The 16,451-nt window shown below is 56.0% G+C and carries 11 protein-coding genes; all 11 read right to left on the bottom strand.

Features of this window, described 5'->3' with window-relative positions:
* Positions 1 to 21 precede the first annotated feature (21 nt).
* Positions 22 to 1,476, bottom strand: coding sequence for a DUF1501 domain-containing protein (locus tag ACYVHX_RS03040; protein WP_460670115.1), 1,455 nt, complete (start codon positions 1,474 to 1,476; stop codon positions 22 to 24).
* A gap of 4 nt (positions 1,477 to 1,480) precedes the next feature.
* Entirely contained in the window at positions 1,481 to 3,805 is a 2,325-nt protein-coding gene (locus ACYVHX_RS03035) for a PSD1 and planctomycete cytochrome C domain-containing protein (RefSeq protein ID WP_460670114.1), read from the bottom strand.
* A gap of 131 nt (positions 3,806 to 3,936) precedes the next feature.
* On the bottom strand, positions 3,937 to 4,872 hold the full coding sequence (locus ACYVHX_RS03030; RefSeq protein ID WP_460670113.1) for a sugar ABC transporter substrate-binding protein: 936 nt from the start codon (positions 4,870 to 4,872) through the stop codon (positions 3,937 to 3,939).
* A 21-nt stretch (positions 4,873 to 4,893) separates the two neighbouring features.
* A complete protein-coding gene (locus tag ACYVHX_RS03025) occupies positions 4,894 to 5,880 on the bottom strand; it encodes an ABC transporter permease (protein WP_460670112.1) in 987 nt (328 codons plus the stop codon).
* 17 nt (positions 5,881 to 5,897) lie between these two features.
* Positions 5,898 to 7,391 (bottom strand): sugar ABC transporter ATP-binding protein, encoded by a 1,494-nt coding sequence (locus tag ACYVHX_RS03020; protein WP_460670111.1) that lies wholly within the window; start codon positions 7,389 to 7,391, stop codon positions 5,898 to 5,900.
* A gap of 75 nt (positions 7,392 to 7,466) precedes the next feature.
* The gene (locus tag ACYVHX_RS03015; RefSeq protein ID WP_460670110.1) at positions 7,467 to 8,630 is read right to left on the bottom strand and encodes a Gfo/Idh/MocA family protein; all 1,164 of its coding nucleotides are present in this window, start codon (positions 8,628 to 8,630) and stop codon (positions 7,467 to 7,469) included.
* A 99-nt stretch (positions 8,631 to 8,729) separates the two neighbouring features.
* A complete protein-coding gene (locus ACYVHX_RS03010) occupies positions 8,730 to 9,761 on the bottom strand; it encodes a sugar phosphate isomerase/epimerase family protein (protein WP_460670109.1) in 1,032 nt (343 codons plus the stop codon).
* Between the two features lie 203 nt (positions 9,762 to 9,964).
* The gene (locus tag ACYVHX_RS03005; RefSeq protein ID WP_460670108.1) at positions 9,965 to 11,188 is read right to left on the bottom strand and encodes a class I mannose-6-phosphate isomerase; all 1,224 of its coding nucleotides are present in this window, start codon (positions 11,186 to 11,188) and stop codon (positions 9,965 to 9,967) included.
* Between the two features lie 22 nt (positions 11,189 to 11,210).
* The gene (locus ACYVHX_RS03000) at positions 11,211 to 12,272 is read right to left on the bottom strand and encodes an aldose 1-epimerase family protein (protein WP_460670107.1); all 1,062 of its coding nucleotides are present in this window, start codon (positions 12,270 to 12,272) and stop codon (positions 11,211 to 11,213) included.
* A gap of 136 nt (positions 12,273 to 12,408) precedes the next feature.
* A complete protein-coding gene (locus ACYVHX_RS02995; RefSeq protein ID WP_460670106.1) occupies positions 12,409 to 13,158 on the bottom strand; it encodes a 3-keto-disaccharide hydrolase in 750 nt (249 codons plus the stop codon).
* Positions 13,159 to 13,279: 121 nt separating this feature from the next.
* Complete coding sequence (locus ACYVHX_RS02990; RefSeq protein WP_460670105.1) at positions 13,280 to 15,973, bottom strand: c-type cytochrome; 2,694 nt, start codon at positions 15,971 to 15,973, stop codon at positions 13,280 to 13,282.
* Positions 15,974 to 16,451: the final 478 nt, after the last annotated feature.

Genomic DNA, 16,451 nt, shown 5'->3' with positions numbered 1-16,451 from the left:
GGTTTAGGAATGCGGCCCTGTTCAGGCCAGAATGTCCCGGACAACTTTGCCGGAAACATCCGTCAACCGGTAGCGCCGTCCGAGGTGTTTGAAAATCAGTTTTTCGTGGTTCAGACCCAGCTGGTGCAAAACCGTGGCCTGAAAATCGTGGACGTGCACCGGATTCTGGGCGATGTTGTAGCCGAGTTCGTCGGTTTCGCCGTAGACCATGCCCGGTTTGATGCCGCCCCCGGCCATCCAGATCGTAAAGCAGCGCGGGTGGTGGTCGCGGCCGTAGTTGTCGGCCGTCAGTTTGCCCTGCGTGTAGCTGGTCCGGCCAAACTCACCGCCCCAGATCACCAGCGTTTCGTCCAGCAAACCGCGTTGTTTCAGATCCGTCACCAGGGCCGCCGACGCCTGATCGACGTCCTTGGCCTGCTTGGCAATCTCGAACGGCAGGTTGCCGTGCTGATCCCAGCCCTGGTGGTACAGCTGCACAAACCGCACGCCGTTCTCGGATAATTTCCGCGCCAGCAGGCAGTTGGCCGCGTAGGTGCCCGGCACCAGGCAATCCGGCCCGTAGAGCTTGATGATATCGTCCGATTCTTTCGACAGATCCATTACCTCCGGAACCGCCGTCTGCATCCGGTACGCCATTTCGTACTGCTTCACTTTGGCCGTAATTTCCGGATCGCCAAACTCCTGGTAGGCTATGTCGTTGAGCTGGGCCAGGTTGTCCAGCATATCCCGGCGGGCGTGCCGGTCCATGCCTTCCGGGTCGCGCAGGTACAAAACCGGGTCTTCGCCCTTGCTGAACTGTACGCCCTGGTGAATCGAATCCAGAAAACCGTTCGACCAGAGTTTGGAATAAACCCCCTGGCCGTTGCCAATGCCGCGCGACAGCAAAACCGTGAAGTTGGGCAGGTTTTTGTTTTCGTTGCCCAGGCCGTAACTCAGCCACGACCCCATGCTCGGGCGGTTTCCCTGCTGCGAGCCGGTTTGCAGAAACGTCAGCGCCGGATCGTGGTTGATGGCTTCGGTATACATCGACTTGACGATGCAGAGGTCGTCCACAATTTTGGCGGTATACGGAAACAGATCGCTGACCCAGGCCCGCGACTGGCCGTACTGCTTGAAATCGACGAACGATCCCACGAGCGGAAACGACGCCTGATTGGCCGTCATCCCCGTCAACCGCTGCGTTCCGCGCACCGAGGGCGGAATTTCCTGCCCCAGCATTTCGCGCAGCTTGGGTTTGTAATCAAACAGTTCCTGCTGCGAGGGCGCGCCGTTCTGGAACATATAAATCACCCTCTTGGCTTTGGGCGCGAAGTGCGGAATGCCAGGCGTAAAACCTTCTTCATCCGTGTTATTGCCACCGAACAGATCCGGGATCATCAACGACCCCAAAGCCGCACTGCCGAGTCCTAAACTTAATCGGGATAAGAAGCGACGCCGGTTGAAATTAAAGCCGTGTTCTAAGATTTCCTTTTCCATGTAATTAAGTCTTTGTAATGGTTTCTTCCAGGTTGTAAATTGTTGAAACGACGCGCATCAGAGCGGCCAATTTCGCCTTGTCGATGTTGCCGGGAATGGGGTATTCCCCAACGGCAACGGCTTTTTCGGCCACCGGTTTTTTGATTTCCCGGGCTTCTTTTTCGTAATAGGCCGTTAGCGTTTCTATTTCTTTCTCGCGCGGTTTCCGGCCCACAATCAGGCGGAACGCCTTGCTGATTTTATCCTTCGATTCGCTTTTTTCCTGTAATAAACGGGCGGCCAGCACGCGCGACGCTTCCAGCACCGTGGGGTCGTTCATCATCACCAGCGCCTGCAGGGGCGTATTGGTTTTCAGGCGTTTCACCTCGCACAAGTCCCGGTTGCTGGCGTCGAAAATGGCCAGCGACGGGGGCGGAACCGTGCGTTTGATCAGCGTATACATCCCGCGCCGGTACAAACTCGCGCCGTGATCCTGGTTGTAGGTCGACAGCAGACCCCGGCCCGACGTGGCGCCTTCCCACAAACCGGGTGGTTGATACGGTTTTACGCTGGGGCCGCCGATGGTCCGGTTCAGCAAACCGCTGCTCGACAACACCAGGTCCTTGACAAACTCCGCCTGAATCCGGTACCGCGGACCGCGCGCCAGGTAAATGTTATCGGGGTCGGTTTTTAGTTTCTCCGGCGTAATGACGGCCGACTGGCGGTAGGTGGCCGACGTAACCATCTGTTTTACCAGCCGTTTGATGTCCCAGTTGTGGCTCATGAAATCGACGGCCAGCCAGTCCAGCAATTGCGGGTTGGTCGGCAGATCGCCCTGCATCCCGAAGTCGCCGGACGTTTTGACGATGCCTTTGCCGAAAAATTCCTGCCACAGCAGGTTGACGTAAAACCGGGCCGTCAGCGGGTTCTTTTTATCGAACAGCCACTGGGAGAGTCCCAGGCGGTTTTTGGGGTAGCTGGGGTTAAAAGGCAGAATGGCATCGGGCGTTCCGGCTTCCACTTCGTCGCCCGGCGCGTCATAAACGCCCCGTTTGAGGATGTAGGTTTTCCGGATCGTATCCGGGTCCATATCACCCATCACCGACACGATCAGCCGGTTGGTGTCCGGTTTGTTGACGAACGTCAGCAGGTTCTTCACGTCGTCGTCGCTGATTTCCATAAGCGGTTTTTTGGCGTAGGTTTCGGGACCGCCAATCACCGATTCAATGCCGACTTCCTTCACGTTGTTGAAGAACGCGAACAGCCGGTAGTATTCTTTCTGCGAAAACGGATCGTACTTGTGATCGTGGCAGTGCGCGCATTCCATCGTGACGCCCAGCAGGCCTTTTCCAAACAAGTCCGTGCGGTCGGTGACGTACATGATCCGGTATTCTTCCGGAATAACGCCCCCTTCTTCCGTGATTTTGTGGTTGCGGTTGAAGCCCGTCGCCAGCAGGTTTTCTTTGGTCGAGTTCGGCAACAAATCGCCCGCCAGCTGCCAGGTCACGAAGTCGTTGTAATGCATGTTTTTGTTGAACGCGTGGATCACCCAGTCGCGCCAGGGCCACTGCGTCCGGTAGCCGTCATCCTGGTAGCCGTGCGAATCGGCGTAGCGGGCCAGATCGAGCCAGTGCAGCGCCATTTTTTCGCCGTAAGCCGGGTTTTTCAGCAATTGATCAACGGCTTTTTCGTAGGCATTCGGGCTGTTGTCGGCCAGAAAACGGTCCATCATGTCCAGGCTCGGCGGCAATCCGGTCAAATCCAGACTGGCCCGCTTCAGCAAGCGTTCTTTGTCGGCTTCTTCGTTGGGCGTCAGACCCCGTTGTTCCTGCTGGTGCAGCACGAAATAATCGATCTCGTTCTTGGGCCAGTCAGTCTGCTCCACTTCCGGAAGCGCCGGTTTTTTCGGAGCCACAAACGCCCAGTGTTTTTCGTACTTCGCGCCCTGCTTGATCCACTTTTCGATCAGCCGGATTTCGCGCTGCGTGAGTTTCAGGTTGGACGAGGGCGGGGGCATCAGCAGGGAGGTATCCTGCGTGGTGATGCGCAGAAAGGCGGCCGATGCGTCCGGATTGCCGGCCACCAGGGCGTGCGCCGTGGGGTTTTCTTCCAGGGCTTTAAACGCGCTTTCGGCTAAATCGAGCCGCAGCCCCGCTTCGCGTTTGTTGGCATCGGGGCCGTGACAGGCCAGGCATTTATCGGAAAGAATGGGTCGGATATCAAAGTTATAGCTGACCTCATCGGGCAGTTTGGCTTCGTCTGCCTTACTGGCCGAATCCGTGTTGCAGGATTGGAAAACGCCGATCATACCCGCCAGAACACCGATCAAATAACAGGATCGCTTCAACATATTCGGTTTACTAACTAGTCAGATTTTGGGATAAATACAAAAGTGTAGCGTGTCAAAAAGGCTCCGAAAAGGAGTGACAAGTAACAAAAAGAGCTTGGTAAAGTCTGGTATAATTTTGCAGGATAGTAATGTTATTTCATAAAATTAGCCAAATTTTCTTTAGTTACCAACTGAAACGGGATCAATACTTCCTTTTTGTAAGGTTGACCTTTGGCAATTTTGAGGGCGGTTTCGATGGCTTGGGCTCCCTGTTGCTCGGCATTCTGAAAAACCGTAGCGTCCAGAGTCCCTTTCTGAACCGCCTGCAAGGCATCCGGAATGGCGTCGATGCTGACGACCACCACCTTATCCTTCAAACCGGCGTCCGTCAGGGCTTTAACGGCTCCCAGGCCCATTTCGTCGTTCTGGGCAAAAACCGCATTGATGGTGTTGCCGTACGACTGAATCCAGTTTTCCATCAGCGACATGGCCTTGGCGCGGTCCCACTCCGCGGTCTGGTGGGCGATGAGTTTCAGGCCGGGGTACTGTTTCAGCACTTCGCGCGCGCCCAGTTCCCGTTTGATCTGGGCCGCCTGTCCCATGTACCCGTGCATCATCAGCACGTTGCCTTTGCCACCCAGTTTTTCGGCAATGAATTTCAGGGCAATCCGGGCCGACTCCACATCGTCGGAGCCCACGAAGGCCGAGGGTTTGGCCGTGGTTTCGGAGTTGACGTTGATGATCGGAATGTTGGCGGCCAGCGCCTTCGTGACGGCGGGCGAACTGGCTTCAACCTCGCAGGGATTCATGATGATCACATCGACGTTCTGCGCAATGAAGCTCTCGACCTGCTCGATCTGTTTGAGGGCCGAACGCTCGGCATCGACGGTGATCAGTTCCACATCCGATTCCTTGGCTTTTTTTTCGATCTCATCGTTCACGTTGACAATGAATTCGTTCTGCATGCTGAGCATCGTGACGCCGACGGTCAGTTTCTTTGCGCCATTTTCGCCCGACGACGATTGGTTACAACTGGTTAAACAACTGGCAATGAGGAAAGGCAATGAATAGAAAAAAATACGTTTCATACACTAGCGATAGGGAGTGGGTTAACCGTTCTTGGGTTGATTCAAACTGTCCAGCACCACCGCGCCGATGATGATAATGCCCATCACGACCTGCTGGTAGTAGGAGGTAACATTCATCAGATCCAGGCCGTTGCTGATGACGCCGATCAGCAGCGCGCCAATCAGCGTGCCGGTCATGGTGCCGGTGCCGCCCGACGTGCTGGTGCCGCCGATGATGGCAGCCGCAATGGCGTCAAGCTCGAAACCGACACCGGCGTTGGGCTGGCCGGTGGTGATGCGGGAGGTGAGCAGAATACCGGCCAAAGCCGCCAGCCCTCCGCAGAGCGTATAAACCACCATTTTGACTTTATTCAGCTGAATGCCCGATGCGCGGGCGGCCTGTTCGTTGCCGCCCACGGCGTACATATAACGGCCCAGGACGGTTTTTTTCAGCAGGACCGAACAGATGACGAAGAACACGATCAGGATGATGATCGGGGTCGGGATGCCCAGCAGTTGCCCCCCGCCGATGAAGTTGAACGAGTCCGAGAGGTTCGAGATCGGGCGGCCTTTGCTCAGAATCAGGGCCAGGCCGCGGCCAATGGTCATGGTGCCCAGCGTCACGATGAAGGGCGGAACCTTACTTTTCGTAATGACCAAACCGTTGAAGGCGCCCAGCAGCAGGCCAGCCGCCAGTCCCGCCAGCACCGGAACTGGGACCGGATACGAATCCGAGTGCGCAAACAGGGCCGCCACCACGCCCGTAACGGCCACCGTGGAGCCAATGGACAGGTCGATGCCGCCCGTGATGATGACGAAGGTGACGCCGAACGCCAGCAGGGCGTTGATCGACACCTGTGTGAGGATGATCATCAGGTTGGAAACCGTCAGAAACCGGGGTGTAATCAGGGATAGAACCGCGCAAATGAGGAGAAAGGCAATCAGAAGACCGTATTGCCCGAGGCCGCGCAGCCGCGTTCGGGACGGTTTTTCAGGGGTAGCAGGTTCCGGTTTAAAAAGGGTTTTCATTCAGTTTTCAAGCGTCATTAATGAGGCACCGCATACTGCATAATCGTTTCCTGCGTGGCTTCTTCTTTCGTTAATAAGGCGGTTTGCCGGCCCTGCGACAACACCAGAATCCGGTCGCTCAGCCCCAGAATCTCGGGCAGTTCGGACGAAATCATGATGACCGCAATGCCGTCGGCGGTGAGCCGGTGAATCAGTTTATAGATCTCCGATTTCGCACCAATGTCGATGCCCCGGGTCGGCTCGTCCAGAATCACCAGCTTCGGCGACGACAGCAACACCTTGCCAATCACCACTTTCTGCTGGTTGCCTCCGCTCAAAAACCGGACGGGCTGGTTGGGTCCGGCGGTTTTGATGCGCAGATCCGCGATGGTCCGGGCGGCCGTTTCGGCTTCCCGCTGATCCTGCACAAACGGCCCCCTGGCGTGGTTCGGCAGGCTGCCCAGCGTGATGTTGTGCTTCACCGACAGCCCGGGAATAAACCCGAGTCCCTTCCGATCTTCGCTAACATAACCAATTCCGCGACGAATGGCATCCTGTGGAGTCTTGATAATAAGTTGTTTTCCGTGCCAATACATTTCGCCCCCGTCGAGCGGGTCCAGCCCGAAAATGGCGCGGGCAACTTCGGTGCGTCCGGCGCCCATCAAACCGGCCAGCCCCAGCACCTCCCCGGCGTGTACCTCAAAACTGATGTCGGAAAATTTGCCGTTCCGGCGCAAATTCCGCACTGCCAGCACTTCGGCCCCTTTTTGCGCACCTGATTCCGGAAATAAACTGTTAATTTCGCGGCCCACCATCAGTTTGATCAGCGTATTCGTGTCCAGTTCCGTCGCCGGTTTGGTGGCCATGTATTTGCCGTCCCGCAAAACCGTAATGGTATCGGAGATGGCAAATATTTCGTCCATTTTGTGGGAAATGTAGATGATGCCGACGCCTTTTTGCTTCAACTCGCGGATGATGCCGAAAAGCGTGGCCACTTCCCGGTCGGAGAGGGCGGAGGTCGGCTCGTCCATGATGATGACCCGGGCGTCGTTCGAAAGGGCTTTGGCGATTTCCACCATCTGCATTTCGGCCACGCTCAGGTACTTCATTCGGGTGGTCGGCGAAAGAGTCACGCCCAGTTGGGCCAGCAGCGCTCCGGCTTCCTGATTCAGCTTTTTTTCATCAATCCAGCCAAATAAACCACCTTTCGATTCGCGCCCCAGGAAAATGTTCTGCGCCACCGTCAGTTCCGGCACTACCAGCAACTCCTGGTGAATCATCGAAATGCCTTTTTTCAGGGCATCACTGACCTGACCGGTTTTTAAATCCTGACCGTCAAAGAAAATCTCGCCCGCATCCGGTTTGTACAAGCCCACCAGAATCTTCATAAAGGTCGATTTTCCGGCGCCGTTTTCGCCCATCAGCGCGTGCACTTCGCCCTTCCGCAGGTCCAGTTGCACCCCGTCGAGCGCCTTCACGCCCGAAAAGGTTTTGATCAGTCCGCGAACGGTAAGAATCGAATCCGGTTGCATGGTTGCGTTGAGAACGGAGGGACAAGCAACAGCCCACGGGGTTAGCCGTGGGCTGCCAAATGAAAGGATTTCAGACTAGTTTTCGGTCCACTCGACGCCGGTATCCTGCCAGCTTCTTGATTTGGCCGAATTGATGACGGCTTCGCAGACTTTCTGGGTTTCCAGCGCATCTTTGAAGGTCGGATTGCAGGGCGCACCGGTTTCCAGACTTTTCAGGAAATCGGCCACCTGGTGCACAAAACCGTGTTCGTAACCAATGCCCAGACCCGGTACCCACCACTTGTCCATGTACGGCTGATCGCCATCCGTGACGTGAATCGAACGCCAGCCCCGTACCACCGACTCATCCCGGTGATCGAAGTACTCCAGGCGGTTCAAATCGTGCAGATCCCAGCGAACCGAAGCATTTTCGCCGTTGATTTCAAGCGTGTACAGGGCTTTGTGACCGCGCGCGTACCGCGTCGATTCAAACAGGCCCAGCGAACCGTTTTCAAAGTGGCAGTGGAAAATACAGGCGTCGTCGATGCCCACCGGCTGCACTTTGCCCGTCACGGCGTGCATCCGTTCTTTCACGAAGGTTTCGGTGACCGCCGACACATCCGTAATGCCGCCGTTGATCCACATGGCCGTGTCGATGCAGTGGGCCAGCAAGTCGCCCGTTACGCCCGAACCGGCGGCTTCGACGTCCATCCGCCAGGTGCCCGTGCCGCCCTGCGGCACATCGGCGTTGATCGTCCAGTCCTGCAAGAAGTTGGCGCGGTAGTGGAAAATCCGGCCCAGCTTGCCCGATGCCACGATTTGCTTCGCCAGCGAGACGGCCGGCAGACGGCGGTAGTTATACCAGACCGTGTTGGCAACACCGGCCTTGTCGACGGCTTCCACCATTTTCTCGCCTTCGGCCAGGTTGCGGGAAAGCGGTTTTTCGCAGAGAATCATTTTGCCGGCGGCAGCCGCGGCAATGGCGATTTCGGCGTGGGTGTCGTTCGGCGTACAGATGTCGACGGCGTCGATGTCGTCCCGGGCAATCAGGGCTTTCCAGTCGGTTTCGATGGATTCGTAGCCCCACTGATCGGCAAACGCCTGCACTTTTTCGGCGTTGCGCGAACAAACCGCCTTCAAAACCGGGGTGTATTCGAGATCAGGAAAAAAATTGGGTACGCGATTATAACCGTTGGAGTGCGTCCGGCCCATAAAACCGGTTCCGATCAATCCAATTCTGAGTTCTTTTTTAGCTGCCATTTGAGGGTTAAGTTTATTTACAGTTTTCAGTTTACGGTTTCTGGTTTTCGGCGGCTGACGTCAGCCTACCGAAAACCGAAAACCGTAAACCGGATACAACTATTCACTCCATCCGTGCTGATCGCGGACTTTGATCATGGCCGCCAGGATGTCGTTCCAGGTCTGTTGTTTATGCATGACCTCGTTCGGGAACATACAGCCATCCCAGCAAATGTGTTTGAAGGCTTTGGTGAGGTTACCGTTTTCGTCGCGCAGCCAGTAGCCGGCGTCTTTGGTAATGTCGAGTTTGCCGTTCGGGTCGGTGGCCAGGCAGTGCCGACCGGTTTTGTCGTGCGAACCGGTTCCGTGCACGGTTCCGTCGTTCTGGGCCACGTGGAAGTCGATGGTCCAGGGGCGCAGGGCCGCCGTCATTTTTTTCAGACCTTCTTCCAGCGTCGCGCGGTCGCTCCAATCGAAATCGGCGGGCAGAATCCGGTCTTCGGGACTGTTGTATCCCAGCATATACAGCAACGTGTGCGACATATCGGCCTGGAAACCCATGTTGGGGCGGTCCACGGCGGCCAGCGTATCGATCATCGTTTTCCAGCTGTGCATTCCGCCCCAGCAGATCTCGCCCTCGGCGGCCAGTTTCTCACCGTATTCGGCGGCTACGTCGCAGGCTTCGCGGAAGGTTTCGGCAATCAGTTTCGTGCTGCCCGCCGGATCTTTCGACCAGGTTTCGGGCGAACTCGCCGAGTCGATCCGAATCACGCCGTACGGACGGATGCCGCTTTCTTTCAGCAACTGGCCGTACTGGCAGGCTTTGCGCACCATGTCAATAAAAACCGCCCGGTCTTCTTTGCTGCCCAGAATCGGGCCGCCCCAGATCGGAGCCACCAGCGAACCAATGACCAAACCGTGCGCGGCCACCTTGTCGGCTAATTTTTTGGCCCCTTCTTTCGGGTCGTTGATATCAATGCTCGGGTCGAACAGGCCCACATCGACCCCGTCGAATTTCTGCCCGTTGACTTCCGCAGCCGCCGTCAGTTCGAGCATCGTATCAATCGGAATCAGTGGTTCAGAGTCAGGACCTTTTCCGACAACACCCGGCCAGGTGGCGTTGTGGAGTTTGGGGAATGTATTTGCGCTCATGATGATTTTTTGGTTTAAGGTTTTAGACGTGGTATGCGGTTTACGGTTTTCAGTTTACGGTTTTCGGTGGGCTGACGCGTTTAGCCTTCAACATTCGATATTCAACATTCGCCATTCATTATTCGATATTCAGGAATAAATGATTCAAGCATGAATGCGTCAGCCGACCGAAAACCGTAGACTGAAAACCGTAAACCGTCAACTTATAAAACGAGATCCGGGTTGCCCGGGCCGAAGTGTTTCAGCATCACAATCGGGTCGGTGGTCGACGGGTTGACGATGGTGACGCCTTCGACGGCGGCTTTTTCACTGATGAAGAACTCGTCGTTGGTCAGTTGGCCGTAGCGAATCAAGGCCGGGGTTTCGATGTCCCACACGCCTAGTTTCCCGTGACCCTGCATGACGATGATGCCGTAGGCCGCGCTGTCTTTGATCGTGACCGTCTGGCCGGGCTGCACCGTCAGTTCCTTGGCGCTGAAGGCGTCGGATTTGTAGCAGACCCAAACCTCGCTGTAGCCTTCGGCTTCCATTTCGGCCTTGTCTTTCACCGGTTTGGGCGCCATGAAGCGGTTTTTCATCATCTCCGGATCGACGTTCAGATCCCAGTCGATGGCTTCCATCAGTTGGTCGTAATCGCCAATGCGGTCTTTGGGCGTACCGTTCCAGAGCAATTCTTCCGGAATGATGGCTTCGTTCACCAGCGACTGGTACATCGCGAAAACGTCGGAGGCTTTCTGCGGCTCGTACGTACAGAGGCTGCCCGGAGCGTGGAGCAAGCCCGGCGGCACATCCCAGCCGGTTCCCGGCTCCAGCCGGTAGGCCATCGAGTAGTTCGTGATTTTGTTATCGCCTTTGGTGAAGTTTTGCAGGCACTCCTTGATGGTTTCTTTGCTGGTGCCGGGCGCAATGCCGATGAACGTGTACGGAAAATCGCCCCCGTGGTTGTTCAGTTGCGGAGGAAAATAATAGGCTTCCGGTTTTCCCAACTGCCCAATCTGAGCCGCCTGCTCGTCGTTGTGGTGCAGGTGGTGGGGGAGCGGCCCCATATTGTCGAAAAACTTCGAGTACATCGGCCAGCTTCCGTACTGGTCCCACAGCCGGTCGCCGATCAGTTCACCTTTCAGTTCGTCGATGGCGTCTTTGAGCAAAAATTGCACTTCGTTTTCGCCATCCTGAAAAACAACCTGACTCAAGCCTTCGTTCTCGCCGGTCAGCGGGCCGTTTTTGGCGGGCGTTGTGGAGGATAACCAACGTTCGTCGATGCCACCGCGCTCACCGCCCAGGACATAATAATCGTCCGGGTGCAACTTGATCCGGCGTCCGGGAACGCAGAAGGACCGGGGAACCCAGGTCGGGGCCAGTCGTAAAATTCCGTTGCCTTGTTCAAGGGCTTTCTCTGCTAAACTTACTTTTTCGGTTGTTTCCATGAAGGATTCACTTTTATGCGGCTTACACTTGGTTTCTTAAAAAAGACTGAATCGTCTCTTCCTTACTCAAAATTTCGATTTCTACTTCGTAGTGGCGGCTTTCACCCGGTTCCAGAAACAGCAGCGTTTTTTGTTCGCGGGCCGCAGCCTGGCCGATGGGCGGATGCGTGCCCGGTTCGATGCCCGTCACGTATTCGCCTTTGCCCCAGTGCTGCCAGTTGGTCAGCCACGGCAACTCGTCTTTCCGAAACCGCAGGGCCAGCGCAAAACCGAGCCGGGCGTTGTATAAACCGGCCGTGCAACGACCGTCGGCGTCGGCGGTGGGGTCGATAATTGCGACTTCCTCGCCAAAACCGCTGTGATCGTCTCGCGGGGCCGGGCACTTGCGGAAGTCGTTGCCTTCCACGAAGATTTTGTTTTCCTGATCCGGATGGCGGGGCTGCCAGCTGCCCTGCCAGACCAGGTCGGTTCCCTCATCGACCAGCGGCCAGCCGAAGTTGAAATGGTACAGCAGCATGTGCGGAGCCGCCGTATTGGCCCGGTTGATGACCTCGTCGTGAATCCGGATGGTGGGCTGGCCGAGCGTGCCCGAAATGGTGCGACGCAGTTCGAGACTCGGTCCAAACACCCGCGTTTGCCGGATGATGCCCGTAATGCTCATGTCGAATTTGCCGAGGGCCGGATCGGGCTGGATGATGGATTCGATTTCGGCGGGCAGGTTGCTGATTTCGCCGTGCAACCCCCGGTTTCCGTAGTCGTCGGCTTCCGGACCGCCCACGTGCGTCAGCCCGCAGGTGGTCAGCAAACCGCCGGTAAACGTCCGGAGCCAGTCGATGCCCTGATCGGAGAACGGCTGCGGGGAGGTAATGCCGACGTGGCTGATCCAGGCCAGGCCGTGCTGGTTGTAAAAGGCATCGGCGATGTCCATGGCCCGGTCGATCACCACTTTATACCGCAACCCGGTTCCGGTGTTGATCCAGGCGATTCGGGTGCCGCGGCCCGCGCCATTATCGAGAACGGCGGTTTCAATGCCGCCCCATTGGGACGGATGGGAAAGTTTGTTGTGCCAGTTTTGGGGTGTCAAATCTACGGGCGGTTTACGGTTTACGGTTTTCCGTTGACGGTGGGCTAATGCGCTGTTCCTAAACGGCGTCAGTCCCGGCGTGAAACTGCACCGCTCCGGCGGCCCGGCGAAAACAGAAAACCGTAAACCGATACGACTACAATTGCTTCAGCATCAGGTTCCGGTATTGCACTTTCATCGGCGGGCCAACGTGCACCTGAACACCCAGCAGACCTTTGGCTGCTCCGTTGACGGTGTCATCGTCGGTCACCTCGCTCATCAGAACGCCGTTGATGTAATGCTGTAATTTGTTGCCTTTCACAATGAGGTGAAAAGTGTTCCAGTCCGCGTTTTTGATTAACGTCTTTAGGGAATCGGAACTGCCCAGCGAACCGGTCACGGACAGGCCGTTCCAGGCGTTTCGGCTGACGTTGGCCCGGATGGCCTCCGGGGTGTTCTGGCCGGTAAACGGTTTGATGGTGGTTTTCTGGCCCCGATACGCCAGGGTGGTCCGTTTGCGTTCTTCGTAATTCTGGCCGGTGTAGCGGTTGGCACCATCGATATCGGCCTGATAGCCCCGGAGTGCAAACGGAATATCGGTCAGCTGTTCGCTGCGGTAGTTGATGCCGGAGTTGCCGGATTCCGTAATGTTGAATTCGCCTTTCAGTTCGAAATCAGCCGGTTGTCCGCCTTTCCAGATGATGAAATTGTTGGTTTTGAGCAGGGTTGACGGCGTGATTTCGCCCACCAGCACCCCGTTTTCGGCCCGCCAGTAGGTCGCGTCGGCATCCCAGCCATCCAGATTTTTGCCGTTGAAAATCGATACAAACCCCTTGTCGCTTTTGCTTTTTTTACCCTGGGCGACCGCCGTTGTTGCCAGACCGCTGGTGAACAGTGCGGCTACCATCAACCCAAGCGGAAGAACTTTTAAACCTGTTTTTCTCAACATCTTTTTTTTGATTTTAACGCTGCAAGTTGTCCTAAAAAGAAAACCGTACCACACAAAGCGTGCAGTACGGTTTTTTCAATTATTTATCGCCTTTGGCGGCCCCGCTGCCACCTTTGTACACGGCATTGTCCGGGTTTCCGCCGGCTTTCAGATACGCCATCAGATCCTTCAGTTCGTCCGGATTCAGGGCGTTGATCAGGCCGGGCAGCATCACCGATTCCGACGAATACTTGGTCGAAGCCACCTCTTTCTTCAGAATCTTGCGGGTTTGATCCGGCGCAAACGGATTCTGCGAGATGGTGTAGCCGGCCTTGTCTTCGGAAAGCTGGCGCCCCACCACCGACTGTCCGTTTTTCAGGATGTAAATCGTCGATGCGTACTGATCCGAAACCGCCTTGTTCGGGTTAATGATGGCATCCAGAATGTCTTTGTTTGAAAACCGGGTGCCGAGTTGCGTCAGGTCCGGACCTACATCACTTCCTGAGCCCTGAATCGAATGGCAACGGCTGCACAGAATCGCGCCGTAAATTTTCTTGCCTTCCTCGAAGTTGCGCCCTTTCAGGTCTTCACCGACAGCCGCAACGGCATCGGTCAACTGCCAGCGTCTTCCCGGACCTTTCGGCGCATACCCCATTGCCAGGTCATTTCCCGAAGTGGTGAGCAATTCGGACCCCGACATTTTGTTGTACGTATCAAACTGGTCTTTGGGAACGTGGGCCAGGGCCAGTTTACGGGCGCGGTCGATAAAACCAACGTAGCTGCGTCCTCCCTGATACTTGAAGGCGTTGCCAAACCAGGTAAAATATTTGTTCCGGAGTTCGGGCGTCCAGCCGGTTTCTTCGCGGCTCAGCATCACGGCGTAGTACGTCTGTTGCAAAGGCGGTACTTTTTCCAGCATCTTGGCGATGTCCAAACCGTATTGCGGGTTGCGCAAAATCAGGTCGGAAGAGGCCGTTGAGGGCGTCAGGTCGAGGGCGGCCATGCCAGGTTCCTCTTTTTTCTCCATCAAGGCCAGCGTTTTGGCAATCACGCCGGGCGCTTCCAGATAGATCAGCACTTTGCTCAGTCCCCGGTTTAACAAGGCGGTTTTTGCCGGATAGTGCGGGTTCAGATACGCCGTTACTTTGGCTTTGTCGGCGTCAGCGGGTGCGCCCATGCGCAGGAAAATCAACTCAAAAGCCCGGAGTACGTCGAATTGTTGCGACTCGGAAAGCTGCGTAAAATTAATTTTCGTCAGGGTATTGATAGCACCGCTTTTCGCTGACTCATTGCCCTGCCGGGCCAGGGCCACAATGGCTTGGGTGGCCCGTTGCGGGTTGGTTTCGCTCAAGGCTTTGTCCTGCCACTGGGCGACGGGCTGGTGTTCGACGGCAATCCGGGCGGCATACCGCACGAAGCGATCCGGGTGGCTAAGGTTCGGCCATGCCGCAGCCAAAGCCGCCGGGTTCGGTTCGCCGTGGTACTGCTCCAGACTGGTCCGGAGCTTATGTTCTGGCGTAACGTTGGCAGTCAATGGCGTGGTCGAAGCGGATTCGGTTCCTGCGTAATAAACCCGGTAGAGATCCGATTCCAGCCGACGGCCACCAACCAGGAAGTACATCGCGCCGTCCGGTCCGATGGAACCATCCGTCAGGGGCAGGGGTGATCCCGAGATAAATTCTTCCCGTTCGCCTTCATACGTAGCGCCTTTCGGTTTCAGATGAACCGAGTAAATAATACCGAAACTCCAGTCGAATGCGTACAGCGACTGGCGGTATTTCTGCGGAAACTTGGCATTGGCTCCGTAGAAAACATTGGTCGGCGAGCCTTGTCCGATGTTCAGCAGGGGCGGGAGGTTGTCGGGGTTTCCGGGTAACCATTTGCTGTTACCCGTGCGCCAGCCAAATTCGGAGCCACTGGTGATGTGGCAAATCCGGGTCGGGCGATACCAGGGCGTACCGAAATCCCACTCCATATCCGAATCGTAGGTAAACATGTCTCCGTTCTCATTGAACGCTACATCAAATTCATTCCGGAAACCGGCTCCGATCAGCTCCCAGCGTTTGCCTTCAGGGTCCGTATTGGCCACCCAGCCGCCGGGGGCCATGCGGTCATTGGCGTGTCCGCGGGGGTCTTTGATCAACGGAAACAGGTTGTCTTCTTTCCAGTTGGAGGGCAGCCGGTAGGCATCCATCTGGGGAACGTCGGTGTGGTTACCGGCCACCACGTAAAGTGATTTTTTATCGGGCGATAACACGATGCTGTGTGGTCCGTGCTCCCCCTCGCCTTTCAGTTCCTTCAGCAGGGTCACTTTATCGTACTGATCGTCGTTGTCGGTATCCTGCAGGCGATACAACCCGCTGGACTTGGGGAAACGGGGGTTCGACCGGTTATTGACCATTACATACAGACTATTGAACGCATACAGAAGGCCCTGAGCGTAGCCCATGCCCAGGGTATCCTTGCCAATGAGCAGTTTTTCAACGGTGGGTTTCGTTGAGCCGGCCCCGATAGCGGGAATTTTCAATCGAAACAACCCGCCATATTGATCGGAACAAACCATACGGCCTTTGTCGTCAAAGGTCATCGAAACCCATGAACCCTGGTTGTTTTCGGAAGGACTGTACAAATGTTCTGCCTTAAAACCGGGCAGCAATTTTAGCTTGTCGACTTTCGGACTTTCGGCACCCTGTCGGTTTGTTTCCGGGTACCGTAACGTGACCCAGGATGCTCCGACCAGAACAAGAGCCGAAACCGATAACACGAGTTTGGCTGCGTTGAAGCGAGAAAACATAATAAGTGTTGGATAAAGGTTTAACTAAGTACTGCAAATATCGTTGGATGGACCCCGGTATCAATCCGGCTCCGTCCGGTAGACGCTTGTTCAATGGACTGCTCCGGGGAATCACCCGGCTCCTTCTGTTCATCCGCTCGTTCGGATCGAAAGGGCTCCAACCAGGGGCAGCCGCTTCCGCCGATTCTATCAATCACAACCGCTGATTGTTCCGCCAGCTGCGGAATCGCCCGCAAGGCTTCGTAAACAGCCGGCCTGCCCCAACCGCTGACCCACCGGAACGGGGCCTGAGCCGCCGGGCGGGTGTCCATCGGAAGGGATTCTACTTTTATACCTGACAAACGCACCGTTTTCCATAAAGCTCAGCAAGTAAATCAATCGAACGATTTTTCCAGTGTTTTCCCGTTCAAAATTCGCATTGCGCTAAAAATCCCGAAAGCATCAACGGGCCGATTGTCCGTTGATGCTTTCGGAGAAA

The organism is Larkinella ripae, assembly GCF_054780775.1.
This window is presented reverse-complemented; position numbering and strand designations above follow the sequence as displayed.